Origin of the sequence: Paenibacillus sp. PastM-3 (assembly GCF_029893965.1) — a bacterium.
In the GTDB taxonomy this organism is placed as follows: domain Bacteria; phylum Bacillota; class Bacilli; order Paenibacillales; family Paenibacillaceae; genus Paenibacillus_AQ.
The window spans coordinates 1-24,632 of the sequence record NZ_JARXXP010000037.1 but is presented as its reverse complement, the minus strand read 5'-3'; the positions used below and the strand labels follow the sequence as shown (position 1 = coordinate 24,632).

At 47.6% G+C, this 24,632-nt stretch carries 22 protein-coding genes; 8 read left to right on the top strand and 14 right to left on the bottom strand.

Annotated features, from left to right (window positions below; all coding sequences use genetic code 11):
• Positions 1–157 precede the first annotated feature (157 nt).
• From kduI to kduD, 3 genes are read left to right on the top strand one after another with little or no spacing between them, the layout of a single operon-like run.
• Positions 158–991, top strand: a complete 834-nt coding sequence (kduI, locus tag M2108_RS28460) for a 5-dehydro-4-deoxy-D-glucuronate isomerase (RefSeq protein ID WP_277472767.1) — start codon at positions 158–160, stop codon at positions 989–991.
• A 34-nt stretch (positions 992–1,025) separates the two neighbouring features.
• Positions 1,026–1,781, top strand: a complete 756-nt coding sequence (locus M2108_RS28455; RefSeq protein WP_277472768.1) for a DeoR/GlpR family DNA-binding transcription regulator — start codon at positions 1,026–1,028, stop codon at positions 1,779–1,781.
• 59 nt (positions 1,782–1,840) lie between these two features.
• Positions 1,841–2,596: a 2-dehydro-3-deoxy-D-gluconate 5-dehydrogenase KduD gene (gene kduD, locus M2108_RS28450; protein WP_277472770.1), complete on the top strand. Its 756-nt coding sequence runs from the start codon at positions 1,841–1,843 to the stop codon at positions 2,594–2,596.
• Positions 2,597–2,690: 94 nt separating this feature from the next.
• Here kduD and M2108_RS28445 read toward each other — a convergent pair whose 3' ends face one another.
• Entirely contained in the window at positions 2,691–3,779 is a 1,089-nt protein-coding gene (locus M2108_RS28445) for a stalk domain-containing protein (protein ID WP_277472771.1), read from the bottom strand.
• 156 nt (positions 3,780–3,935) lie between these two features.
• Between M2108_RS28445 and M2108_RS28440 the strand changes: the two genes are divergently transcribed.
• Both M2108_RS28440 and M2108_RS28435 read left to right on the top strand, forming a co-directional pair.
• On the top strand, positions 3,936–4,559 hold the full coding sequence (locus tag M2108_RS28440; RefSeq protein ID WP_277472772.1) for an NUDIX hydrolase: 624 nt from the start codon (positions 3,936–3,938) through the stop codon (positions 4,557–4,559).
• Between the two features lie 36 nt (positions 4,560–4,595).
• A complete protein-coding gene (locus M2108_RS28435) occupies positions 4,596–5,870 on the top strand; it encodes an MFS transporter (RefSeq protein ID WP_277472773.1) in 1,275 nt (424 codons plus the stop codon).
• A gap of 65 nt (positions 5,871–5,935) precedes the next feature.
• Here M2108_RS28435 and M2108_RS28430 read toward each other — a convergent pair whose 3' ends face one another.
• The 6 genes from M2108_RS28430 to M2108_RS28405 form a co-directional block, all read right to left on the bottom strand.
• Positions 5,936–6,313 carry a FlxA-like family protein gene (locus M2108_RS28430; protein ID WP_277472774.1) on the bottom strand — a complete coding sequence of 126 codons (378 nt, stop codon included), beginning with the start codon at positions 6,311–6,313 and terminating at the stop codon, positions 5,936–5,938.
• 231 nt (positions 6,314–6,544) lie between these two features.
• Positions 6,545–6,868 carry an alpha/beta fold hydrolase gene (locus M2108_RS28425; protein WP_280777287.1) on the bottom strand — a complete coding sequence of 108 codons (324 nt, stop codon included), beginning with the start codon at positions 6,866–6,868 and terminating at the stop codon, positions 6,545–6,547.
• 22 nt (positions 6,869–6,890) lie between these two features.
• Positions 6,891–7,373, bottom strand: coding sequence for an NUDIX hydrolase (locus M2108_RS28420; protein WP_277472776.1), 483 nt, complete (start codon positions 7,371–7,373; stop codon positions 6,891–6,893).
• A 205-nt stretch (positions 7,374–7,578) separates the two neighbouring features.
• A complete protein-coding gene (locus M2108_RS28415) occupies positions 7,579–8,433 on the bottom strand; it encodes a manganese catalase (protein ID WP_277472777.1) in 855 nt (284 codons plus the stop codon).
• A gap of 112 nt (positions 8,434–8,545) precedes the next feature.
• Positions 8,546–8,815, bottom strand: coding sequence for a hypothetical protein (locus tag M2108_RS28410; protein WP_277472778.1), 270 nt, complete (start codon positions 8,813–8,815; stop codon positions 8,546–8,548).
• An 82-nt stretch (positions 8,816–8,897) separates the two neighbouring features.
• Positions 8,898–9,695 (bottom strand): hypothetical protein, encoded by a 798-nt coding sequence (locus M2108_RS28405; protein WP_277547431.1) that lies wholly within the window; start codon positions 9,693–9,695, stop codon positions 8,898–8,900.
• A gap of 198 nt (positions 9,696–9,893) precedes the next feature.
• Between M2108_RS28405 and M2108_RS28400 the strand changes: the two genes are divergently transcribed.
• From M2108_RS28400 to M2108_RS28390, 3 genes are all read left to right on the top strand, one after another.
• Positions 9,894–10,694 (top strand): AAC(3) family N-acetyltransferase, encoded by an 801-nt coding sequence (locus M2108_RS28400; protein ID WP_277472780.1) that lies wholly within the window; start codon positions 9,894–9,896, stop codon positions 10,692–10,694.
• A gap of 229 nt (positions 10,695–10,923) precedes the next feature.
• Positions 10,924–11,247, top strand: a complete 324-nt coding sequence (locus M2108_RS28395) for an ArsR/SmtB family transcription factor (protein WP_277472781.1) — start codon at positions 10,924–10,926, stop codon at positions 11,245–11,247.
• A gap of 462 nt (positions 11,248–11,709) precedes the next feature.
• The gene (locus M2108_RS28390; protein WP_277472782.1) at positions 11,710–12,735 is read left to right on the top strand and encodes an LLM class flavin-dependent oxidoreductase; all 1,026 of its coding nucleotides are present in this window, start codon (positions 11,710–11,712) and stop codon (positions 12,733–12,735) included.
• Between the two features lie 106 nt (positions 12,736–12,841).
• Here the strand turns inward: M2108_RS28390 and M2108_RS28385 are convergent, their stop codons facing one another.
• The 7 genes from M2108_RS28385 to M2108_RS28355 form a co-directional block, all read right to left on the bottom strand.
• The gene (locus M2108_RS28385; protein ID WP_277472790.1) at positions 12,842–13,711 is read right to left on the bottom strand and encodes an ROK family protein; all 870 of its coding nucleotides are present in this window, start codon (positions 13,709–13,711) and stop codon (positions 12,842–12,844) included.
• Between the two features lie 22 nt (positions 13,712–13,733).
• Positions 13,734–15,164: a hypothetical protein gene (locus M2108_RS28380; protein WP_277472783.1), complete on the bottom strand. Its 1,431-nt coding sequence runs from the start codon at positions 15,162–15,164 to the stop codon at positions 13,734–13,736.
• A gap of 46 nt (positions 15,165–15,210) precedes the next feature.
• Positions 15,211–16,206: an ABC transporter permease gene (locus M2108_RS28375; RefSeq protein ID WP_277472784.1), complete on the bottom strand. Its 996-nt coding sequence runs from the start codon at positions 16,204–16,206 to the stop codon at positions 15,211–15,213.
• 6 nt (positions 16,207–16,212) lie between these two features.
• Positions 16,213–17,682: a sugar ABC transporter ATP-binding protein gene (locus tag M2108_RS28370; protein ID WP_481856962.1), complete on the bottom strand. Its 1,470-nt coding sequence runs from the start codon at positions 17,680–17,682 to the stop codon at positions 16,213–16,215.
• Between the two features lie 117 nt (positions 17,683–17,799).
• On the bottom strand, positions 17,800–18,774 hold the full coding sequence (locus M2108_RS28365) for a sugar ABC transporter substrate-binding protein (RefSeq protein WP_277472786.1): 975 nt from the start codon (positions 18,772–18,774) through the stop codon (positions 17,800–17,802).
• A gap of 202 nt (positions 18,775–18,976) precedes the next feature.
• Positions 18,977–20,983 carry a LacI family DNA-binding transcriptional regulator gene (locus M2108_RS28360; RefSeq protein ID WP_277472787.1) on the bottom strand — a complete coding sequence of 669 codons (2,007 nt, stop codon included), beginning with the start codon at positions 20,981–20,983 and terminating at the stop codon, positions 18,977–18,979.
• Between the two features lie 261 nt (positions 20,984–21,244).
• Positions 21,245–24,238, bottom strand: a complete 2,994-nt coding sequence (locus tag M2108_RS28355; protein ID WP_277472788.1) for an amidase family protein — start codon at positions 24,236–24,238, stop codon at positions 21,245–21,247.
• Positions 24,239–24,632 lie beyond the last annotated feature (394 nt).

Sequence of the window (24,632 nt, the reverse complement as noted above, 5' to 3'; positions counted from 1 at the left end):
ATTGTGCACGCTTTCCATTCATATGGCAATCACAAAAAGCAATAAATAAACTAAAATAAACAGACTAAAAAAGATTATCTCTTGCCAAATGAACGTAAATGGATTAAATTGTACCTATACGAACGAAAATACGTCAGCGAAGGGGATTGAATACGTAATGGAAAGACGTTTTGCATCACACCCGAATGAAGTAAAGCAGTTTGACACAGAGCGCCTGCGCAAAGAGTTCCACATCCCGGTTATTTTTGCTCCGGATGAGCTGAAGCTTGTTCTGACTCACGAAGACCGCATGATCGTGGGCGGTGCCAATCCGGTAAATGAAGATGTGGTACTCACCACTGACTTGAAGGAGCTTGGGGTAACTTACTTCCTGGAGCGCCGCGAGCTGGGTGTTATCAATGTCGGCGGCCAGGGTTCGATCGTTGTAGACGGTACTGAATATGAGATCGGTTTCAAAGAGTGTCTGTATGTGGGACAAGGCGCGAAGGATGTTGTATTCAAAAGCGCTGACAGCGCCAAGCCTGCCAAGTTCTATCTGAACTCCGCTCCGGCACACCAGTCCTACCCTACTACCAAGACTACTCTGGAAGAATCCGAATCCGGCGCACTCGGCGGTCTGGAAAATTCCAACGAACGCACCATTCACCGTTTCATCCATACTAACGGCGTCCAGAGCGCTCAGCTGGTAATGGGTATGACGCAGCTCAAACCGGGCAGCATGTGGAATACAATGCCGTCCCACACTCACCCGCGCCGGATGGAAGCCTACTTCTACTTCGATCTGCCGGATGATTCCATCGTGTTCCACCTGATGGGTGAGCCGACTGAAACCCGCCATATCGTAATGCACAATGAGCAGGCTGTCATTTCCCCAAGCTGGTCGATTCACAGCGGCGTAGGTACACACAACTATACTTTCATCTGGAGTATGGCCGGTGACAACAAACGTTACGATGATATGGACCCCGTAGGCATGAAGGAATTAAAATAGAAGAAAACCAACTACGGAAAGACGAGGCAGGCGGATGAACCCGATACGGCGACACGAGATGATTATGGAAGTTATGCTGAACCAGAAGGATGTAACGGTAAATGAGCTCAGCGACAGGCTGCAGGTCAGCGGAAAAACAATCCGCGAGGATCTCAGCAAGCTGGAGGAGCAGGGATTGATTGTACGGGTGCACGGCGGAGCCGTACTAGCCCAGAGCGATCAGTTCGGCATCCTCCCCGTAAAGAACCCGCTGGATAAATATTCAGACGAGAAAACGGAGATTGCGCTGCGGGCCATTTCCCACATCAATAAGGATGACATCATTGCACTGGACGGCGGAAGCACGACGCTGGAGATTGCCCGGCGGCTGGACAATATGTCTCTGACAGTGGTTACTAATGATGTGTACATCATCAGCGAGCTGGTTCCAAAAGACAACATTCGTCTGGTCGTTCCCGGTGGCTACCGGGTCCGCAATATGCTGGCCGGTCCTGAAGCCGTCGCCTACGTGCAAAAACTAAACATACAAAAAGCATTCCTGTCGGCTACAGCCGTGCATATCGAGCACGGACTGTCTATCTACACCGGTGACTTAATTGACTTCAAGCAGGCGCTTGTATCCACAGCCCGCAAGGTGTTTGCTGCCTGTGACCATCACAAGTTTGGACAGACAGCGCTGCGCACCTTCGCTTCATTGCAGGATGTCGATGTGCTGCTGACAGACAGCGGCCTGTCCCCTGAAACGGCGGAGCAATTCCGTAAGTCAGGCATCACTATTGAAGTCGGCTAAGCAGCCGGATAAAAACCGAAATCTACACCATTCCCTAATTTAAAGGAGCTAATTATATTATGTCATCATTATTCAGTCTTGCAGGCAAAACAGCAATCGTAACCGGAGCGGCACAAGGTCTGGGTCAAGGGATTGCCCTGGCTTTTGCTGAAGCAGGTGCAGATGTAGTCTCCGTCTCCCTCAATGAGAGTAATGAAACAGTAGCTGGCTGTGAAGCTTTTGGCGTTAAAGCCCTGAGCATCTCCGCTGACCTGAGTGACCACACCAAGCTGCAGGCTACATTTGACCAGGCTCTGGAACTGACCGGCAAAGTGGATATCCTCGTTAACTGCGCAGGCATGATCCGCCGTACTCCAGCCAAGGACCACAGTGAAAAAGACTGGTTCGACGTAATCAACCTCAATCAGAACACTGTATTCCTGCTGTCCCAGATCGCCGGCCGTCACTTCCTGGAAAGAGGAACCGGCAAGATCATCAACATCTGCTCGATGCTGTCCTATCAGGGCGGTATCAACGTTCCAGGTTACACAGCAAGTAAGCATGCTGTTGCCGGCTTGACCAAAGCCTTCGCTAACGAATGGGCTCAATACGGCCTGAACGTTAACGCTATTGCTCCTGGTTACATGGCTACTGAAAATACTGCACCAATCCGTGCGGACCAGAACCGCTCCGATTCCATCCTTGAGCGTATCCCTGCAGGCCGTTGGGGAACTGCTGAAGACGTTAAAGGTCCTGCAGTATTCCTGGCTTCGGCTGCATCCGACTACCTGAACGGCCATATCCTGGCTGTTGACGGCGGATGGCTGGCCAGATAATAACTCTTCCTTCCTCCGGATGAAGGAGCTTTCTCACATACACTTACACCCGCATGCCTGTGGCATGCGGGTGTTTGGTTTTCCTCATCTGATTCTAGCTCTGCAGCAGCTTCAGCACACGTCTGATATGCTCCACTGCCTCTATACTCTGATTGTCCTGCGGGTTAATTGTAATTTTATCAGTAATAATGATCAGGCCTTTGTCGTAATAAACCTGCTTGTTCAAAGCATTCACTACCGCTCTTAATGGAACAAAGGTCCGGCCATACAAGATTTCAGCATTAGGAATTACTGTCTTCTGATTCACATATAATATTGTCGCTTCCAGCTTCTTGAGGTCGACCGCTATATTGGCACCAAAATTCGCAGAGATGAACTTCAGCGGCACCATCGTCCGCCCGTTACGGATGTAGGGCTCAACCTTATAATTGTCTTCATCGACCCGGGTAAGCCGGTCTCTCGCCAGTACAACAGAGTCTCCAACCGTCAGCACGACCCCATCCTCCAGGATTGCATCCGTCAGGGCACTCCTTGTTGTCCCCTCTCCGTCAGACTGGCACGAACTGCCCTTATACAGCGACATATAGTCAGTGATAATATCCACTGCATCCGGTCGCATATCTTTGGTTAGCTTCGTATTGTCAAGCACCTGTTCCGTGATTACCCAGCTGCAGTCCATATTATGCTGTGCGGCGGCAAGTGCCTGGATCAGGGCAGCCGTCTGGCTGTCCGGCAATGCCTTCTGCGCTGCAGTAATCCAGGTAATATCCGGCTCCATGTAGTGATCCAGCACCTTCAGGTAGCCAATCACGAACATCTCCTGCGCACTCAGAGCGGACATATCCAGTGATGCAGTTGATTTACCGTACACCAGCTGCGCGTATTCCTCAGCATGCTCCCTGTCCGACCAGGCCAGATCCGAATATAAAGCATTGATTACAGCTGCTTTCACATCCAGCGGGTTGGCCGGCAGGGCCAGATAGTCTGCTACAGTGCGGGTTAGCCCATTTTTCTCGGCCTCAACTACAATATTCACATCCAGGTAGGCTTTGTAAATAGCGGTTGAAGTAACTGGAGAATCCGCATGAACAAGGGCTGAACCGCTGCCGGTAAAAAAGGCTGCGCACATAATAGCCGCCGCAATAATAAGCTTCCCTAAGCGTGAACTCATAAATGTATTCATTTTCATACCTCCCTGATTTTTTGTAACAGAATTTCAGGTAGCTATCTGGGCATAACGCTGCGACCCTCCGGCTAAGCATTGCCTGTGTAACAAAGGCTGTGCTATATTAAGCCGATGAACATCAGGTTGTAAAAATGATCCAAAGGGGTACGGCACATGAACGACGAATTACTGACTACGTTTGATGAACACGGAAATATTACCGGAACGGCTCCCCGCGGTGAAGTGCACCGGCTGGGGCTGTGGCATGAGACCTTTCACTGCTGGCTGGTCAGCCGTGACCCCGGTGCGGGCTTGTCCATCTGGCTCCAGCTGCGCAGCCGGCAGAAACGCGATTACGCCGGTCTGCTGGATATTACGGCAGCCGGGCATCTGCTCTCCCATGAAACGACCGAGGATGGACTGCGGGAGCTTGAGGAGGAGCTGGGAATCACTGTACCTTTTACCGCCTTGCATCCGCTGGGCATTATTCCGTATACCATGGATACTGCAGGCTTCCTGGACCGCGAACGGGCTAATGTCTTCCTGCACGAAACCTCCTTGCCGCTGGAGGCCTTTCATCTGCAGCCCGAGGAAGTAGCAGGCCTTGTTACTGCCAGTTTTGATGATTTCCGCAGCCTGTGGGAGGGCAAGCTCTCTTCCATCCGGATCCGCGGCTTCCGTGTCGAAGGAGACAGATGCATAACGATTGATGAGGAAGTCGGGACCGGCAGCTTTGTACCGCATGAGCAGTCCTATTATTTGAAGATTATTGCAGGCATTGCGGCTGCATTTACTTAATTATACCAAATCACATCCTGAATCATGGAGATTGTTATGACTAGAACACGCCTAAGCAAATCCTTTTACTTTTTATGGGGGACACAATCCGCAGCAAATGCGGCCGATGTCCTTTACATTATGGCTTTAACCGTGCTGGTGCTGGATCATACCGGCAGCCTGATCTCGGCGACACTGGTACCCCTCTTCCGTTCCCTTTCGCAAATGCTGAGCGGCCTGCTTGCGCCGCTGCTGATCGAGCGGTTCAGGCTGTCCCGCCTGCTTTTACTGTCACAAGCCGGCCAATTTCTGTTCTTTGCCGCAATGGCGGTGTACCTTGGGACACAGGGCAGCCATGCTTCGCTGGCCATCGTGTTCGTTCTGATCTTCGCCATGTCCTTTCTGGACGGCTGGACCGTGCCGGCGCGCAATGCACTCGTACCGCGGCTGACTGCCTCCCGGGAAGGGCTGCTCCGGGCCAACGGCCTGCTGTCAGTCAGTGATCAGATCGTACAGTTTGCCGGCTGGGGGCTGAGCGGCCTGATCATCGTCTGGATCGGCACTTCCTATACCCTGCTGCTAACGGCGGTCATCTACGCTCTCGCCGCCCTGCTGACTCTGCAGGTCAAAGAGCCGCAGGCGTCCAGGCCGGCAGGCGAAGGTTCAGCAGTTCATGCTGAATCAGATCCTCCCCTTCCCTCTAGACGTGCTGTACTGTCTGAAGGCTGGAAAATCATCTGGCGCACGCCAAGCCTGAGGGCACTTACCGCCATTGATGCTATTGATATGCTCGGGGGTTCTGTCTGGGTTGGTGCGTTTACCCTGATTTTTGTACAGCAGGCACTGGGACAGGGCGAGGAATGGTGGGGCTTCATTAATGCCGCCTATTTCGCCGGCACCATCGGCGGAGGATTTCTGGTCATCTCCGCAGTACGCAGAATCGGCAGCAGTCTGCTGCGTTATATGCTGATCGGAATGGCCGGCTATGGGTTACTTACCTTCCTGTATGCGGTCAATACCAATCTCATCCTTGCGCTTGCGCTTGTCCTCGTGATGGGGCCATTTGCCGAGCTGAGCATCGTGACCCGCCGGACCCTTGTTCAGCATAGCGTGGACAGCACACAGCTGCCCAAGGTATTGTCTGCCCAGGCGACCGTACTTCACCTGTTCTTCTGCATCTCGCTGCTAGGGATGGCTTGGGCGGCTGAGACGTTCGGTATCGTGAAGCTGTATATTTTCGCAGCCGTTCTGACCTGTTTTGCAGTTGCTGTAGGGATGGTATACGCGAAATCCCTGCGGAAAGTGGCAGAGAGTGAGCTTCACGGACGTTAGACAATTGAAGGTGCAAAAGGCCAGTTACACTGGGCCCATCTGCACCTTCTTTTCGTTCTCCGGTATTAGATTAATGCGTCAAAGTGGCCCTCCGAGTCTACCGTTGCCGTCCGCGGATCCGTCATGCCGATGCCTCTGAGGCCACCCTTCCAATCCATCCGTGAGAGCGGAGCCTGGCTCTGGGGAAAAAGGGATACCACATCGGCGGAAGCGGTGCTCCCGACCTTTTGCGCAAGCTGTGCCTCCAGCACCCGGATTTGCCGCTGCAGCTGTTCACGGCGGCTGGTAGCCCCTGCTCCGCCGTCCTGCGCCGCATTCAGCTTTTCCAGCTCCATCATCAGCCGGTCCCGCCGCTTCTCCAAGGAACTGACATCGCTCTGTGTGTCCCCGTAAGCCGTAAGCGCCTGTACCGAACTGATTCCTGTTACTGTCTGTACCGCCATAATAGCTCCCTCCGTTTCCCTAATATGAAATCCGGCTCATTCAAAAGCTCTTTTTAATGTATTACCCTGCCGGCACCTTCATGACAACCTGAATGCATTAGAGTTTATTATGCAGTATGCTGAAGCCGCCCCTTACGCCCTATCCATTGGCTCCCTTTGAAAAAAAAAGTACGGATACTTCGTTCACGGCATCCGCATGTTCCATCTTCAGGGAATGGCTTGCCCCGGCAATCAAATGAGCCTCATGCAGGATATTTTGGCAAAAAACTTCAGGCTCATTCTATGAAACGCTCCGGCAGGAGCATAAAGCAGCAGCTTTGACACCCGTTCCGGGTATTCCAGTGCAAAATTCAAGGTTAAAAACCCGCCCATCGAATGGCCTGCCAAGTCTGCCCTGCTGCATTCCAGAGCGTCACCAAAACAAGTCACATATGTATCTCCGAAGGCTGTCGCGATATAGCATGACGTTCCTGCCAGCTCAAAGCACTCTAAGCTTTTATCGTAGCAACGATAGTATTCTTCTTCGGCCACACTGCTTTTAAAGATGGATCCCATACGCCACCCCTCATTAGACGAGTTAAATGGTTCTGCTTAGTTTCACTTCAAAATCAGGTTTAGTCACATAGTCCATGTACTGCGTTCTCCCGTCAAAATCCAAATAGGCCTGATAACGCGCGCGGATAGCGGGCGCTGTAATCAGCTCAAGCACCTGATCCCTTGCAACCCAGCGGCAATCCGATGTCTCGTCAGAGGTACGCAGCTGCCCGCCGACAGGATTACAGATAAAATCCAGCATTACTTTGGTTGGTACAGTGGTCACGCCGTCATGCCATTTATGAACGCCCGTGTTGGAGACTACTCCGTATAGCTGTGTAACAATTACGTCTATTCCGCTTTCCTCATTGATTTCCCTAATTAAGGCCTCAATCAGATTTTCGCCGATTTCTACCTGTCCTCCCGGACACACCCAACCGCCGCGATAGGTCTTCACCAAAAGGATCTGCCCCTCATCATTCTCAACAACTCCGCTAACAGCAACGATATGCGTTGGCCAAACCATAAACATCCCTCCAATTCATTTACTTCCTATAATAATTACTGGTATATGAATTCATATTCGTGAACAATTACCAAATATCCTTAGAAATATTATTTCCGTAAAAAAGAAGAACCGCCTCCCTCATCCATTGATGCGGAGTACGGTCCTTCTGTCTGCGCACTGCTGTCCTGCAGAAAGGATGGCTTATACAGCCTTGAGATACAATTTACAGGCTCTCCATTCCCTTATTGACGATATAGGGGCCCGAGCCCAATGTGGAATGCTGATGATCTGCCGGCTGGGCCAGAGTTGGCGCACCGCCCTGCGGCACCGGCTTCGAGACATATTCGAAATGACCGGTTCCATCCGGCAGCGGACCGCTGGCCCAGCTGCCCTCGCTGCTCTCCTCGCCTTCGGAGAGGTTAAGGAATTGGCGGGTCGCCGGCTCCACCGTCAGCTCACGCGGGAAGGAGGCCGGGGTAATGACCCCCTCCATCTGCTCAATTTCAGCGATTGCCGCCTTCCACTGGTTCTGGTGCAGAATGTCGCGGGAGATCATAAAGGAGAGCATATCGCGGATGCCAGGGTCTGTCGTCTGTTCATACAGCCGCACTACCTGGACTAGTCCTTGGGACTCCGCGTTAAGATTGGCCCGGAAATCCGCCAGCAAATTGCCGCTGGAGATAATATATTTACTGTTCCAAGGGTAACCGTTACTGTCGGTCGGAGCTGCACCCATGCCGGAAACGATTAAATGCTGCGGATTGGTTCCGCCAAGCACAGCTGCGAGCAGCGGGTCCTGGGCAGCAGCGTCCAGCTCGGCAGCCGGAGCGCCGTCCAGCAGCTGGGCGATCATTGTACACAACATCTCGACATGACCGATTTCCTCGGTTCCGATGTCCAGCAGCATATCACGGTATTTCTGTTCGGCCCGGCAGTTAAAGCCCTGGAACAGGTACTGCATCATAACCGACATTTCGCCGTATTGTCCGCCGAGCACCTCCTGAAGTTTACGGGCGTACACCGGATCAGGTCGCTCAGGCTTCGCCCGGTACTGGAGTTCCTTGATGTGATAAAACATAGTATGCCTCCTCCTTGTCTAGTTGTGGTGTCTGAATTTTCCTAATTCAATTACCCACTTCACCGGAATTTAACCGGACTGTTATCTAAATTCTGATTTCATCAAACCGCATTCAGTCAAAAAGTGAAGTGAGTCCCAGTAGGGCAAGCAGAAGCACACCAATGCCCAGAAGAATGCCTCCAATAAGGAAATACTTGGCCTCCTGTTGGGATAATGCAGCACCAGGCCCTCCGGGTGCAGGCGGACCAGGCTTGGCAGCTACGCCTTCCAGACCAGTACGCCGGCCGGAACGCCGACGGTTGTAGCCAATGATCAGCAGCACGACACCGAGCAGACAAAAGAAGCTGCCGGGATAAACGAATGCCATCCACAGATCGTCCATGATATACCTCCTTGTGTGGCTGTCTTTTCTTTATACTAAACACTGTCACGCTCAGCCAAACAAGGAACCGTTCGTGTCTCTGTCAATCAGCCAGGTTTTCCGAAAAAATGTTCTCACCATAACGCTCCTGTAATTGATTGGCCATACAAGGAAGCGAGTCTGTACCATAAGCGATTCCATCAAGTACGGTGTGTGCCGAGCCGTAAATGCCCATTATGCTCTCATTCCCCAGTTTATCGAATTCACGGATAAAGTTTTCGGTCATCTTGTTTTCCCGGTATTCGTTATCTTCATTCTGATAAAAAAACCGGCCTTGCTGGATTGCTCCTTTTGTTAAAATGTGCTTCTCCGATCCTGATAGACCGTTAACCTCAAGATAAGCCAGGAAACGGCTCCCGGTCGAATCATACTGGTGTCCAACGTCTGTGCCGTGAAAAATCGTCTCCGGACACTCGCTTTTTATTTGTTTGTAGAAATTTTTGGTATCCGGATTATAACTAGGTGATCCCTTCCAATCCTCATAAATCTCATCCAGAATATCGTCATTGTCCGACTGCATCCAGACATTCAAATATTCGGCGGTAAAATAAGACAGCTCGACAAACAAGTGCCTCATGCCCTCGTTATGATAGTACTGAGACCATAATTCAACTTCCTTGTCCAAAATTTCGGCTACGCCATGCGCTTCACCATACAGATAAATGCTGCCGGATGCTTGGGCTGCGACAATAGTTGCCCTGGCCGGCTCCAGCGGCTCGCTTGATATCTTATCCTCGGCGGAATTGCTGCAGGCCGCAAGCGCGATGATAAGGAGAAACAGCAAAGGGTGTAGAAAAATCGTTTTTACATTTGCTAAGCAGGTAGGCTTTTCGTTGTTCATAGGCAGGATACAACCTTTCATGTAAATTAATTCAATTTTATCCGCCAGCAATTGTACCACATACTGGAAATGTGTATAATGATGAAAGTAATAGAAATTAAGGGCACTACTTCGCTAGCATTGCTAGAGACAACCCCGCTACTTGTAGCCGGGTTATTTTTTTGTTTTCATTACACTGAAAAGGCGGCGATTCCGATTATGACTACAAAGGAAACAAGAGCTCTCCTCACCAAAGAAGACCTCACCAAACAGTTCAAAGACTGCGGGCTCAAGCAAGGACAGACCGTTATGGTTCATGCTTCGTTAAGCAAGCTAGGTTTTGTTATTGGCGGAGCCGAAACGTTCATCCGATCCCTTCTTGAAATTGTCGGAGCAGAAGGAACCCTGATGATGCCGTCCCAAACGTGGAAAAATCTCGACCCTTCCACCGGCGTTCACTGGGAGGAGCCCGCGGAGTGGTGGCCTGCCATCAGAGCACACTGGCCCGCCTATGATAAAGAGGTAACACCGGCTATCGGCATGGGCGTTGTAGCCGAAATGCTCCGCAAATGGCCGGGAGCCAAAAGGTCTGACCATCCGGCACGCTCTGTAGCAGCAGTGGGCAAACATGCGTCGTATTTAACGGAAGACCATGATTTGTGCAATATTTTTGGAGAGGGCTCCCCGCTGGATAAGCTGTATCAGTTGAATGGTCATGTACTGCTGGTTGGTGTTGGTTATGACAAAAACACTTCACTGCACCTGGCGGAAACGAGGGCGGACTTCCCCGGCAAGAAGTTTTCCGAGGAGAGCAGCGCGATGATGGTTAACGGTAAGCGTGAATGGGTTACTTACAGGACTCAAGCCGTGGACGATGAGGATTTTGTCCGGTTGGGGCAGATCTATGATAACGAAAAGAATGTACAGATTCACAAAGTCGGGAATGCGGATGTCCGGTTTCTGGAACAGCGCCCCTTGGTCGACTGGGCAACAGCCTGGATGGAGCGCAACAGGGTATAGCAATAAACATCGATCGTTTTGTCATAATTCAAGTATAAAAAAAGACCCGCTCAGCCATCCACCGGCTGCATTTGTGATACGACTCCCCTTATCGTCATTAGAGCAAAATTAAAAGGCACCCATTGGATGCATTTAGTAGCAGATTTGATTTTGCGTATAAAGTCAAGTAATATAGAGATATCGCAAATCATCAATATCCTTTTTTTCATCAGAAAGGGGCGGGCACCGTTTGATAAATGATGAACAGGCCGTTGAAATTTTCAAAGCTCTGTCAAATCAAATAAGAGTAAATATTCTGCAAATGTTGAAAGAACCTGACAATAATTTTTCCCCGCAGGCCCATGTCATCAAAGAAAAAGGCTTTGATGGCGGGGTTTGTGTTAGTGATATTCACAGCAAAGTAGGACTATCACAGTCCACTACCTCGCAGTATTTATCTATTTTATTGCAAAGCGGGCTCGTGGAAATGAAACGGATCGGACAATGGACTTATTATCGACGCAATGAGGAAACCATTAAACAGTTTGAACAGTATATCGGCTTAAAAATATAACCTTTTAAGGAGGACCAAGAGTGAATTTTCAGGGTTCAGTAATCAGTCTATCAATTGGATAGCCGTGAACGGGGATGGGTGGCTTCAATACCCAAGAAACATTATTCAACAGGCGCAGCTTATCCAGGATTATCGCGCTTAGTTTATCGATTTATCGGAAAATACCGATGAACTGCCTGTCCCCATACCCTTTGGCTATTCCGCGGGAAGAAACTGTTTAGTTGATCTACTTCATCCATTTCAAGCGATTGGTGTCAACCATTTGGCGTTTGTTCTATAACGAAGGATGAATTATGAGTCTTCGCCCATTTTGCCTCCTGTTGATAATATGGACCAGCTTTGGAATGATAATGAACACAGGGGGTTGAAGAACAGCTTTTCACTTCCATCGGAACGGCTGCGCTCTTATGAAATTCCAGCTCAGGCTGCAGTAAATTAAACCAAAAGAAAGAAGATGAGCATATGCCTAAAAATGATACAAAACAAATTACGGATATTCCATTCTCGGTCCTCGATCTCTCTCCAATTGCAGATGGAAGTACACCTGCTGATTCTTTTCGCAATACTTTGGAGCTGGCCCGGCTCGCTGAAAAGCTGGGGTATAACCGATATTGGCTCGCTGAGCATCATAATATGCCATTTATCGCCAGCTCTGCAACATCGGTAGTCATTTCCCATGTTGCAGCAGGAACATCAAAAATCCGGGTAGGTTCAGGCGGCATTATGCTGCCGAATCATGCACCTCTTGTTATTGCTGAGCAATTTGGTACTCTGGAATCCTTATATCCAGGACGTATTGATCTTGGCTTAGGCCGTGCACCAGGCACTGATCAGCTTACCGCACGAGCATTGAGACGTGACTCGAGAAGTTCAGGAGAAGATTTCCCTGAGCAGCTGGCTGAGCTCCGGAATTACTTTGACCCTTCCCTGGCACAGGGACATAGTCATGTTAAAGCAATTCCGGGTGAGGGATTAAACATACCTATTTGGCTGTTAGGTTCAAGCGGATACAGCGCCCAGCTGGCAGGAGAGCTCGGACTGCCGTTTGCATTTGCGAGCCATTTCTCGCCGCTTAACACCCTGCCGGCTATCCAGCTATACCGCCGTTCGTTTAAGCCTTCTAAAGTACTGGACAAGCCGCATGCAATGGTCGGACTAAACATTATTGCGGCCGACACAGATCAAGAAGCTGAGCGGCTTGCTACAACATTGCAGCAGCAGTTCTTGAATTTAATGCGCGGGAAGGAAGTCCCCTTGCCGCCGCCAGTGGATAATATTAGTGATTTAGCGAGCAACTATGAACTAGCTGCCCTTGAGAATCAATTAGGAACTTCAATTGTCGGCAGTCCTCAAACCGTAAAAGAAAAGCTGGAAAAGTTTATGAATGAAAGTCAAGCCGATGAAATCATGGCAATCGCCCAGGTTTACGATCATAAGGCCCGCCTCCATTCCTATGAAATATTGGCAGAAATCACTCGGCTGAAATAGTTCAAAATATAGATACAGAGTCTGGCCGTGCCCGCTCCGATGCCCCAATATATCAAAAGATGCCTGTCCCCTCTTTTTATTGGGTGACAGACATCTTTTGATATTTTTAACCGACTCTTTTATATTCCTGTATAGCCAGAAGCAGTCCTCCGGTTATACCTGTGTCGTCGCCTAATGCAGGCAAGCCTACATACTGATCTATCGGCGGGATTTCCACATAATTGGCTATACGTTCGACCAGTTCCTTCTTCACCTTTGAGAGAAGCTGCCCACTTTTCATGACGCCGCCGCCTAAAATAATGATGTCAGGACTCAGTACGACGGTATAGGCATATAGAGCCTGTGCCAAGTAATGCGCCAAAAAGCTCCACACTTCATGATTCGGGTCGATCTCGTTCCCTTTTTGCTTCAATCTCGCTTCAATCGTTGGTCCTGCTGCCATTCCTTCCAGGCAGTTATGGTGAAATGGACATAACCCTTGAAACCCGTCTCTTGGATGCGACTCGACCTTGATATGTCCCATTTCAGGATGGCTGAACCCCTCCAAAATCTTTCCGCCTACGACCGCACCGCCTCCGATTCCCGTACCAACGGTCAAATAAAGAACGCTTTTTAGTCCTGCCCCCGCTCCTTTCGTTGCTTCACTTAAAGCCGCTATATTGACATCGGTTGACCATCCGATCGGAATTTCATACCGGCTTTTCATTGCGCCAACGAAATTATAATGGGCCCAAGACAGTTTCGGAGTATTCTTAATATAGCCGTAGGTTTGCGAACTCGGATTCACATCAATGGGACCAAAGGAACCGATCCCAATCGCTTTCAGATCGTAGGAATCAAAAAATTCGAATACTTGCTTCATGGTTTCATCCGGTGTTGTAGTAGGAAATGTCACCCTTTTGATAATTTGACCGTCCTCATCTCCCAAGGCGCAAACAAACTTTGTTCCCCCTGCTTCGATCGAACCAAACAATATCATCCGCTCCTTGTATCCCGTACTATTTCAGTATAGTTGCCAGACCTTGCTTGGAATCGATATTTTTCTCCATCGTATCCGCCTGTAATTCCCAATTATCGAATTGTCCATAAGCCGAATAAATCGTTGACCCTGTCGGTAGCTCCGGATGCTCGTTTTCACCATTCGTGCCCCAATTGACCCATCCGGAATCATTACGCTGCACGATTTGGTAGCGGGCCACCACATTGCTTGTATACCAGACCATGGCATAGCCAGTCTCTTCATTTAACTCGGCTGTTTTATTCGCGCTCATCGGGAAGATGGTTTGTTCCGGAGCGCTGTTTACATCGACATATCGATCACACAATACCTGCTCGTTTCTCTCACTTTGATGTACTTGTATATGGGACTCCGGAATAATGGCAGAGATATGGTGTTTGATTTCTTCCGCACTAAGAATTCCTTCTTGTACACAGAACAGCCTCCAGAAATAATCCCATGAAACTTTATTTATATCTTCTCCGATATTATCTTTGTATTGTTTGATGTTCGGGTTATTTTGTTCTTCGGCATGCTCGAGCAGCTCATGCACGCCTTTAGACAAAATGTTAGCGTACAAATCGCCTTCTCTGTAATAAGTCCCGCCATAGGAAGCAAAGGATGTAAAGACCCGCTCCCCCTTGCCGCTCTCAAATTCATCGCCCACCGTAATTTTGTTTACGACAGGAATGCCGTCTACCGTGGTTGAAAAATTGTCTACATCATACTTTCTTCTAAACCACGGGGTATTATAGAAAAACTCCCATGTGATTGTGAATTTTTTTCCCATCAGATTCTCATCCAGCCCATCAGGCACGGTGCCCTTAAACAGATATCTGCAATACAGCGGTCCTTCCTCTTCCACGATACAATCAACCGTAGTATGCTCAGGAGGATTAATCAGCCCATTTTTCGGTGTGAAGAACGGTCCATAGAATCCGCCAATCGCATTGGAATAATCCTTAATCAGATTTTTCCCCTCCGCTTTGGCTTCAAAATATCGGATCCCCCATTTACCGTAAGAGGTTCCGTCAGCCGTTCCGGAGCAAAGCTCCAAGATGTAGTGACCGGTGTCCAATCTTCTAAACCCGTCGCCTTGAGTGACTTCCAGTTTCTCGATACCTTTAAACGCCTTCTCAACCGCAGCAGGCTGTTCATCCGCATACAGCCAGTAAGAGGTAACCAGCTTATTCATATCCACCAGATATACGATCGAGGCTTCTTGAATATAGTTCCCTACCACCCTGGCATCAATCAGCTGAAAAGCAATGGCATTGTCTGCATCGTCATATAAGACCAGACTATCCTTATGAACGTTGTAATCCGTAAAATTCAATTTCGTGATGACAGGCTCCTGTTTTCTTTCCAGATGATCCGGGTTATTGAGCATAATCTGAAATTTGTATTTGAAGCTTTGCTTATTGTTGTTCACAGATAAACCTCTTTTCTTTTGTATTCAGTCTCTGGGAGGATTCGTCTTATTGTTTAGCGGCTTTAAAAGAAAAGTTCAGTTTTTTCCCTTTTTGCGCATCAACCAGGATGGCAATCAAAATGATTAAGCCTTTGACAACGAGCTGCCAGAAAGAGCTTACTCCCAGCAGGTTAAGACCGTTACTGATCACACCGATCACCATGGCGCCAAAAATGGTTCCACTAATTCTGCCTCTGCCGCCGGCCATGGAAACTCCGCCTAATACACAGGCAGCAATGGCATCCATTTCATAACCTGCTCCTACAGATGGCTGGCCGGAATACATTCTCGCGGAGAGGACGATTCCTGCAAAGGCTGCAAGCACACCGGTAATTGTATAGACAGCTATTTCCACCTTTTTAATGGGTACGCCGGAAAGGCGTGCAGCTTCTCTATTCCCGCCAATCGCATAAATATAGGTGCCAAATTTAGTCTTCATTAATAAAGTAGAAAAGATGAAAACTAAGATAAACATATACAGGACCGGCAGCGGAAGAAATCCAAAGAGCTGTCCTGTTCCAATCGAGGTGTAGGCTGCATCTCTAATTCTTACGGATTGACCGCCGCTGTATAGATACGCAATCCCCTGCGCGATATTCATCGTAGCTAATGTAACAATAAAGGCAGGCAGCTTAAATTGGGTTACTATACACCCGTTAACGAATCCGATAGCCGCACCGATTACGAGACCTATTACAATGGCCAGGTAAACAGGCATTCCCGTGGTAACAATTAACCCTACCGTTAAGGTCCCGGATAAAGCGACGATCGCCCCGACGGAAAGATCAATCCCTGCCAGTATAATAACCAGCGTCATCCCAAGAGCCAAAAAGACGTTAATCGAAATCTGTCTCAAAACAGTAATCAAATTGTCCTGGGTTAAAAATACCGATGAAGTGAATGATAACCCGATAAATAAAAGCAATAGTACAACAATAATCCCAATATTCCCTCTAATTACTGACATCACGGGGTTGTTTAATCTCTCCGCTTTCTGAGTCATGCTACATTACCCTCCTGTTGCAAAGCGCATAATATTTTCTTGAGATAGTTCTGACTGGGCTAACTGTGCAGTTAATTTTCCTTCTCGCATGACACAAACAGAATCACACATATTGATGATTTCAGGAAGCTCAGAGGAGACTAAAATAATAGCCAGCCCCTGTTTAGCAAGCTCGTTAATAATGGAATAAATTTCGGATTTTGCGCCTACGTCAACGCCCCTAGTCGGTTCATCAAGAATCAAGAGCTTCGGATTTGTAGCTAACCATTTAGCCAAAACCACTTTTTGTTGATTTCCTCCGGATAAACTGGACACTTCCGCATCAGGCGAAGCCGTCTTTATATTTAAACTCTTGATATAAGTGCTGATTAATGCGCTTCTTTTTTCCTCACTGACAATCAGTTTATTTTTCATAAGGTGCTTCAGCTCAGACAGCGTCATATTAAAACCAACGGAATTCATTAATACGAGGCCTTGATCCTTGCGATCCTCCGGAACCAGTGCAATCCCTTTTTCAATGGCATCACTGCAGCTTTTAATCTTCAGCTCTTCCCCGTTCAGAGAAACAGATCCGTTATCGTAACCATAAGCGCCAAATATAGCAAGCATGAGTTCGCTTCTTCCCGCACCCATCAGGCCTGAGAAGCCAAGGATTTCACCCTTGTGTACGGAAAAGCTAATATCTTCAAAAACATTCTGTTTTGACAGATGGTCGACTTTCAGGACAACCTCATCTTGACGAGAATAGGTTCTTGTATAAAAGTTTTTCAGCTCTCTGCCTACCATCATCGCCACGAGCTCATCAGGGCTGCTATTTTTCGTAATCACGGTTCCGACATACGTACCGTCCCTGATGATGGTAATTCGATCCGTTATGGTAAACAATTCTTCAAACTTATGCGAAATGTAAATCATGCTTACGCCATTTTGCCTTAATCTTTCCATCGTTACAAAGAGATGTTTGACCTCTTCATCCGATAATGAGGACGTAGGTTCATCCATGACTAGAATTTTTATATTAAATGAAATCGCCTTAACGATCTCTACCAACTGCTGGTGAGCTACCGATAACTCCCCGACCAAAGTGTTCACATCAAGGTTTAATCCCAATTCCTTAACCATCTCTTGGGCCTCGGCGTTCATTTGCTTTCTATCGATCAACCCCAGCTTCGTAACAGGCTCTCTCCCCAAAAAGATGTTCTCTGCAACAGTCAGATAGGGTACGAGAACGATTTCCTGGTGAATGACACCAATACCGTGGGCTTGTGCATCGTGAACGCCTTTGATCTGTACCGTATTTCCATTGATCGAAATTTCACCGCGATCGGGTTGATGAATCCCGCCCAAAACTTTGATTAACGTGGATTTGCCTGCGCCATTCTCACCGAGCAAGGCGTGAATTTCTCCAGATTTAAGCTCAAAGTTGATTCCGTTTAATGCCTGTGTTTGTCCAAAGCTTTTAGCAATCGAATGCATTTCCAGGACGTTTTCAACCAATGATGTTCACCTCCGAAAGTAAAAAATGTAGAATGCAGGATAAACCTGCATTCTGTGAGAATGAAACTATACGATTTTAAGGGCTATATCGCTCAATTACTGCCACTCGCCAGCTGTTTCTTCAGCCATTTCTTTGGTTACCACATGTGAAGGCAGCAGCATTTCTTTCTCAATTTCTTTTCCTTCTAATAAATCAAGAGCGGCATTGAACGATTGTTCGGCGATTTGAATAGGCACCTGAGCCGCTACCGCTTTAAGGGATCCATCCACTATTGCAGCTTTTCCGTCTGGAGAAGCATCGATGGAGTACACGCCAATGTTTTTACCGCTTGCTTCTACTGCTGCGGCCGCACCCAGTGCGGAAGGGTCATTGATCGCAAAGATGGCTGCTAAATCAGGATGGGCTTGAATGATGTCCTCAGCGATTGGCAAGGAAGCATCCAATGCGGCTTTGCCGTCTTGCTGTGCAACAATGTTAAATTTCGACTTGTTATCCCCTAGACCCTCCATGAAGCCGGCAACACGCTGAACGCAGCTTTCATTGGAAGGGAAATCCAGAATCGCAATTTCTCCGCCGTCCGGAAAATCTTTCACCATTTGCTCGCCCATCAATTTACCCGCCATGAAAGCATCGGTGGCGATTACACTCGCAACTAAATCCCGGTCATCTTCGATTACCGCTGTATCCACGTTAAATACCGGAATATTTTTATCATTAAGCTGTTCTAATCCTTGACGAATTCCTGCAGAGTCAACCGGAATGACGAACACCGCATCAAATCCCTGGTTTGCAGCGTCAGACATTTGATTCATCTGTTTGTTCAAGTCATAATCCGGATCCAGCATGGTGAACTTTACGCCTTTTTCTTTAGCCAGTTTTTCGTATGTTTTTGTCATGGCTGTCTGGAACGTATTATTTTGCGTGTTTGGCAGGAAAGCAAAGCTTAACGTGCCATCACCCTTTGGAGTATTGCCGGCATTACCAGTATCCGCTTTGTTGTTAGCGCTGCCACAAGCGGTAAGAGATAAAGCCAAAACTGTCACTGAAAGTGCTTTAAAAATTTTTTTCATCCTTATAACCCCCTAAGATTTAACTAAGTTATTTTTTTAGCTAAGAAAGCGTCCGAAAAGCAGATACATACATCTGTTAATAACGGATAGTCAATATTGAACCGCTTTCATGCTATTGATTACGTAAAATATAGCACACTACTGTTTTTTAAGTCAACGCTTTCAATAAAATTTTATGAATTACAGGTGTTCCGTGCTTTTTTTACGTAAATTTATCCAAAATAAGGCTCTCTATCTCCGGCGGAGCCGGCTCAAGTGTTATATCCTTCCACGCCTTCAACAAATTGTTCGACTCCACCAGATACGGTTGTACGCCGATATATTTATAATCATCTTGTCCCAGCAAAGCTTTTGCCGTCGCTAATCCGACCGCAATGCCTTGCTGATAAGGCCTTTGAGTAGAAAGCCCCTTCACCATTTCTTCTTTAGCTAAATAAGTTGCAATTTCAATGTCCAAATCAAAGGTGAAGATCGATATATCTTCTCTTTTTAATTCCTTTAGTGCTTTGATCGCTTCAAGTGACGGCCTATCCCAGGATATATACAGCCCTTTAATTTCAGGATTGGCCCTCAGCATTTCTTTGCATATTTCATAAGTGTTTTCAATCTTATGGAAATACTGCTCATTCACAATTTCAATGTTTTTAAAACTCGTTGTAATGACCTCTTTCGCCACAGCATCTCGCAAATGAGTCCCGTAAAACGGAGCGCCGTGACCAATAAAACCGATTTTGACATCCTTCTCATTCTTAAAGTAGTTCCCTAACAGCAAAGCTACATTTTGACCGCTTTCCCGTTCATTAACGGATACACAGGATGCATACTGGTCCTTGTTCATTCCTTCAGGAATATTACTCATAAAGATAAGCTTGACTTGTTCCGATATACTGTGGAATTTCTTTGCCGTCACCTCATCATCAACAGGTATAGCGATGATCGCATCCGGCTGTTGAAGCCTTAAACCTTCCAGCTGGTTGACTTGTAATATAGGATCAAAGTGCGCATTGGTAATGGAAAGAATTGATATTCCATACTTATCGAGGGTGTTGCGGATTCCATTCTCATACAGCCTTGCCCATGCCGTACCCCCATAGTGAAAGGAAATTGCAACCTTATAATTGCCCGCCTTCAGTTGATCCGCCTCTGCTTGGGAAATGGTCAATTCCTCCGGGGAGATCGTTTTTTCTCCGAATGGACCCTTACCTATAACTTGGGTCGACCGCCGTATAGAGAGCTCCATAGGAATCTGAATTTGTTCAGCAAAATTTGAAAGCTTTTCTATTTGTTTAAGCAAAAGCTTGACTTCCTGGATTCCTATCTCCTTTGTATCGTGCTTAAGCATGGTTAAAGGAGGGGTCACAATTTCCGACCACTCTTCATCGCCGAATCCGATAACCGACACATCTGCCGGACACTCCAGCCCTAATTTGTTCAACACCTTTAACAGATTTAATGTCATCCGATTGCCGCTTGCAATAAAAGCTGACGGCTTAATACGGACCCATACGTCTTTAACCTTTTTTTCGATATCCTCATAACTGTTATTGTCTGCGTCCAACACCATTTCGCCTCTAAATGGCAGCTTGTACGAACTCAGAGCGTCCTGGTAACCTTTGATCTTGCTCTCCGATGAGGAAAACCGGCCTCTCTCAATAATTAATGCGATCTCTTCATGCCCGGATCTCAACAAATGCATGGCCGCTTGATACATTCCGCCTTCACCATCGGAAAGTACAGAGCCGGCCCCTGTATTTTTAACCGTTCTGTCTAAAAATACGAAAGGAATACGATGCTGCACTAGTTTATCAAACTGCTTGCCTTCCGTACTTACAGGAACAATTATGGCCCCGGCAATCCGCTTATTAAAAACGATATTCGTTATGATATCTTTTTCCTGAGCAACCTTGTCATGATGAAAATGAACAACCGGATTATACCCTTTTTCAATTAAATAACCAGAAATCTCAGAAACCAATTTCGGATACAAAGTGCCGCATAAATCAGGGATGACGATTGCGATTTCGGAGCTTTTGCCGATTTTCAGCTTGCTGCTTTTATTTTTTAACTTTTTATCATAACCGGTCCTTTTAATGATCTCCTCTACTCTTTCAACAAGCTCCGGACTTACATACCTTGATTTGTTTATTACGTGGGAAACCGTAGCAATCGAAACCCCGGCTTCTTTAGCGATCTCGTTAATAGTAGCCATCAAATCACAACTCCTGATATTTTTTACGTAAATTTTTAATGATTGTATCACTTTTCAATACCAGGGTCAACGAACTGCAGTTTTGAAAGGACTTTCATCTTAAAAGTCAATCCATCAACCCCTTGAGTTTACGTAAATATATCATCCAGCGAGGCGAGGTTGTTATACCTCCCAAACAGGTGCCCTGGCCGCACCTATAGAAATAGGGCAGATACTGTTTAACCAGTACCTGCCCTTGGCAAATAATATGAAATGATTACATTACTCTATATCTAGTGAAAGACCAAGACCAACGTTCAGCATGCGCATGATCATAAGTAGCGATTGTGCTCTAGTAGCCTGTGCATTAGGTTTGAAGGTTCCATCACCTGCGCCCTTTACAATGCCGCTATCTGCCAGTTGGTTAATTGCACTCTCTGCCCAGCTGCCTGAAACATCACTAAACGCAGTCAGTGTCGAAGCGGGAGCCGGGTTCGCTACTTTGGAAAGCATGGACACGATTTCTGCTTTAGTGATATTCTGATTCGGCTTGAACGTTCCATCTAAATAACCGTTAATAAGACCGCTTGATTGTAATGCTCCAATTGCAGCTGCCGCCCAGTGACCTTGAGTGTCCGAAAAGCCGGAACCGCCTGCAGTCTCCAGACCCAGTGCTTTCACTAACATTGTTGCAAATTCTGCTCTAGTTACTGCAGCATTAGGATGGAATGAGCCATCCGCATATCCATTAACGATTCCAAGCTTGGCCGCTAACGTAATGGTTTTAGCTGCTGGTGAACCGTTCTGCACATCCGTGAATGTAATCGCAGTTACAGCGTTTGCTTGTTCCAGCATAGTTCTGATTACATCCAGGTTAACCTTTTCATTGAAGAACGAATATGGCGTTGCAGTTGGTACTGGTGTAGCAGTTGGCGACGGCGACGGAGTAGCTGTAGGTATTGGTACTGTTGGGGTTGTTGGCGTTGTTGGCGTTGTTGGCGTTGTTGCTGGTTCGACCATTAAATGGTAGAGGCCTTTCCATTCACCGTATGTTGCAGTGATGACCGTTTCTCCGGGACTTAGCGCTGTAACCTCTCCGCTGTCATAGACGACCGATGCCACCGTAGCATCGCTGCTCGTATAATATACTCCGGAAGGTATGATCTGCACCGAAGAATCATGATAGGTCGCCGACACGACCGACTGTCTGGTCTCCCCGACCTTTAACGATCCCGTATCCTGGAAATAGAGAACTTTCGGACCGTACAGGTCGTTATACAGTTCAAGTGCTGCCCGGTCTACCTCTCGCTGTGTCGAGAAGTTGCTTGTGTATACGGCAAGTGCGGTGTTGTACACATTGCCGCTTGCATTCAATGCTGCAGCATCGTCAATCAGCGCCTTGAGCTGGTCCTTTACAGCCATACCTGGAGCAATGCGGGCTTTGGTAGCCTGCTCGAATGCATATCCCATTTGGATAAGCTGTTCTTCAGTGAAGGCATCGCCCGTAATCTGGAGGTTAATCGGCGATCCATTGCTGCTAGCGAGTGTACGATACCCCGCCGGTACCGTAATGCTTGGATAACCCGCCTTGGCGGCAATGCCTGTTGTGGCACCGTTCATCCCGATGAGTGCATCCAGATTGTACTTGCTCATGAGATAGTTGATCCCATTCTTTCTGGACCATTCGATATCAGCTGCTCGTTGAGACAAGTATTTCTGGTAATCTGCAGAGCCCGGTGTCATATCATACGACTGGCTTTCGATCAGAATGCTCTGCCCGTATTTCAATACATCCGGACGGGTGCTGTTATAGTTAATGACATCCTGCAAATTCGTGATCACTGTTCTATTGTCGGCCGCCCTAATCGGATTGGGCTCAGATGCCAAGTAATGATTAATATCCTGCTTGAAATCGTAATACAGCACTTTCGACGCTGGAGCAGAAGTCACTTCGCTGGACAATCCGCCGCCATTGATCGACGAATAGACGATTGTCGCACCCTGAGCTTCAAGAACCTGGATCGCTTGTTGGAAGGCGGCATACATATCAGGCTGACTATTAGCGTTAGGAATACTGTACACGCCGAGGACTTTGCCTTGAAGGCCATCCTCCTTCAAATAATCACTGTAGTTCTCCATGTGTGCATCCAGATAGGATTCATCGACTACAATCTCATTGTCAACGCCCATATTGATATGGATATCGTCAGGATCATATCCCTGCATGGCCGTAAGCAGAGCAGCCACATCGGAAACGTTGCGCCCCATCGGTCCTGCCGTATCTTGGCTGTGCGAAAGAGGGATGATCCCGTTCCGGCTTACGAGGCCGACAGTCGGCTTCAAGCCTACCAGCGAGTTATTGGTAGAGGGTGACAGAATCGAACCGGAGGTCTCTGTTCCGACGGTAATGGCGGCAAGAGCTGCTGCAGCACCTGCCCCGGAACCGGATGATGAACCGGAGACATCAATCACACCAGGCTTATAAGGGTTCAATACTTGACCATTCAGAGTAGAATAGCCGCTTCTCATACCCGAGGCAATAAAGTTGGCAAACTCAGAAAGATTGGCTTTTCCCAGAATAATCGCGCCTGATTGCTTAAGCTTATCCGTCATAAACGAATCTTCCAGTGTGAAATTCTTCGCCAGTGCGACGGAGCCTGCCGTAGTCGGCATGCCATCAGTACCCGCAACGTTGATATTATCTTTGAGGAGGACAGGAATGCCGAACATGCCGGTGGCTTTGGAAGGGTCTGCCGCAACCGCTGCGTCACTTTCCCTGGCTAGTATGAGGGCATTCGGATTAATGATGGCAACCGAGTTTAATTTGACGGTATGCAAATCGTATAAATTAATTCGGGCCAAATACATGTTGACCAGTTGCTCGTAAGTGAGCCTCTTAGCCCTCACCATAGCCTGTATGTCTTCAATCGTCGATTCCTGTAAATCAATGGTCAGCGTATCGAGTGCGACTCGCAGCGTGAGGGCGGCTACATTAATTTTCTCAACCGTGTTGTTTGGGGTGATGGACTCCGCAACGGACAAGGCATACTTCACATTATCCACATAGATGGCTGGATAATTATTCAGATCAATAGCCATGGCTTCTTGTACGACAGCTCTCAAATTATTTATCGCCGCCGTTGTAGTCGTGGCATTGCTAATCATACCGTTCCACTCGAATGCAGAAGCCGTATAGGTATTGCCCAGCAGCATACCACACAGCAGCGATGTTACCACTACCTTCTTGCCAATCCGTTTACCAGTAAATAATCTCATGCCTACCCCCCCTAGATGATTATGTTAAATTATATAACATTTAAAATTTTAATAGATAAAATATTAAATTGTCAAGTGAATTAACATGCCGTAATAAGCCGTACTTGAGCTCGACAGTAGCGATTGCGATACTATATATAACATTAATTGTGATATAAATTCCGCGCTCGATGCCGTAACTCCGTGCTAAAAACTTTCCCTCACCGTCTCCTGCGTTGCTCGAAGTCACCGTGCGGCTCATACAACTGCAATTTCAACATTCATATGTATAGGAATTATTCATTGCTCTGAAAAAAGATAATCGAGTAGGAGGGGGCGGCAAGCCCCCGTCCTCTCACACCACCGTACATGCGGGTCCGCATACGGCGGTTCCAAAAGGTTAACAAAGCTCCAA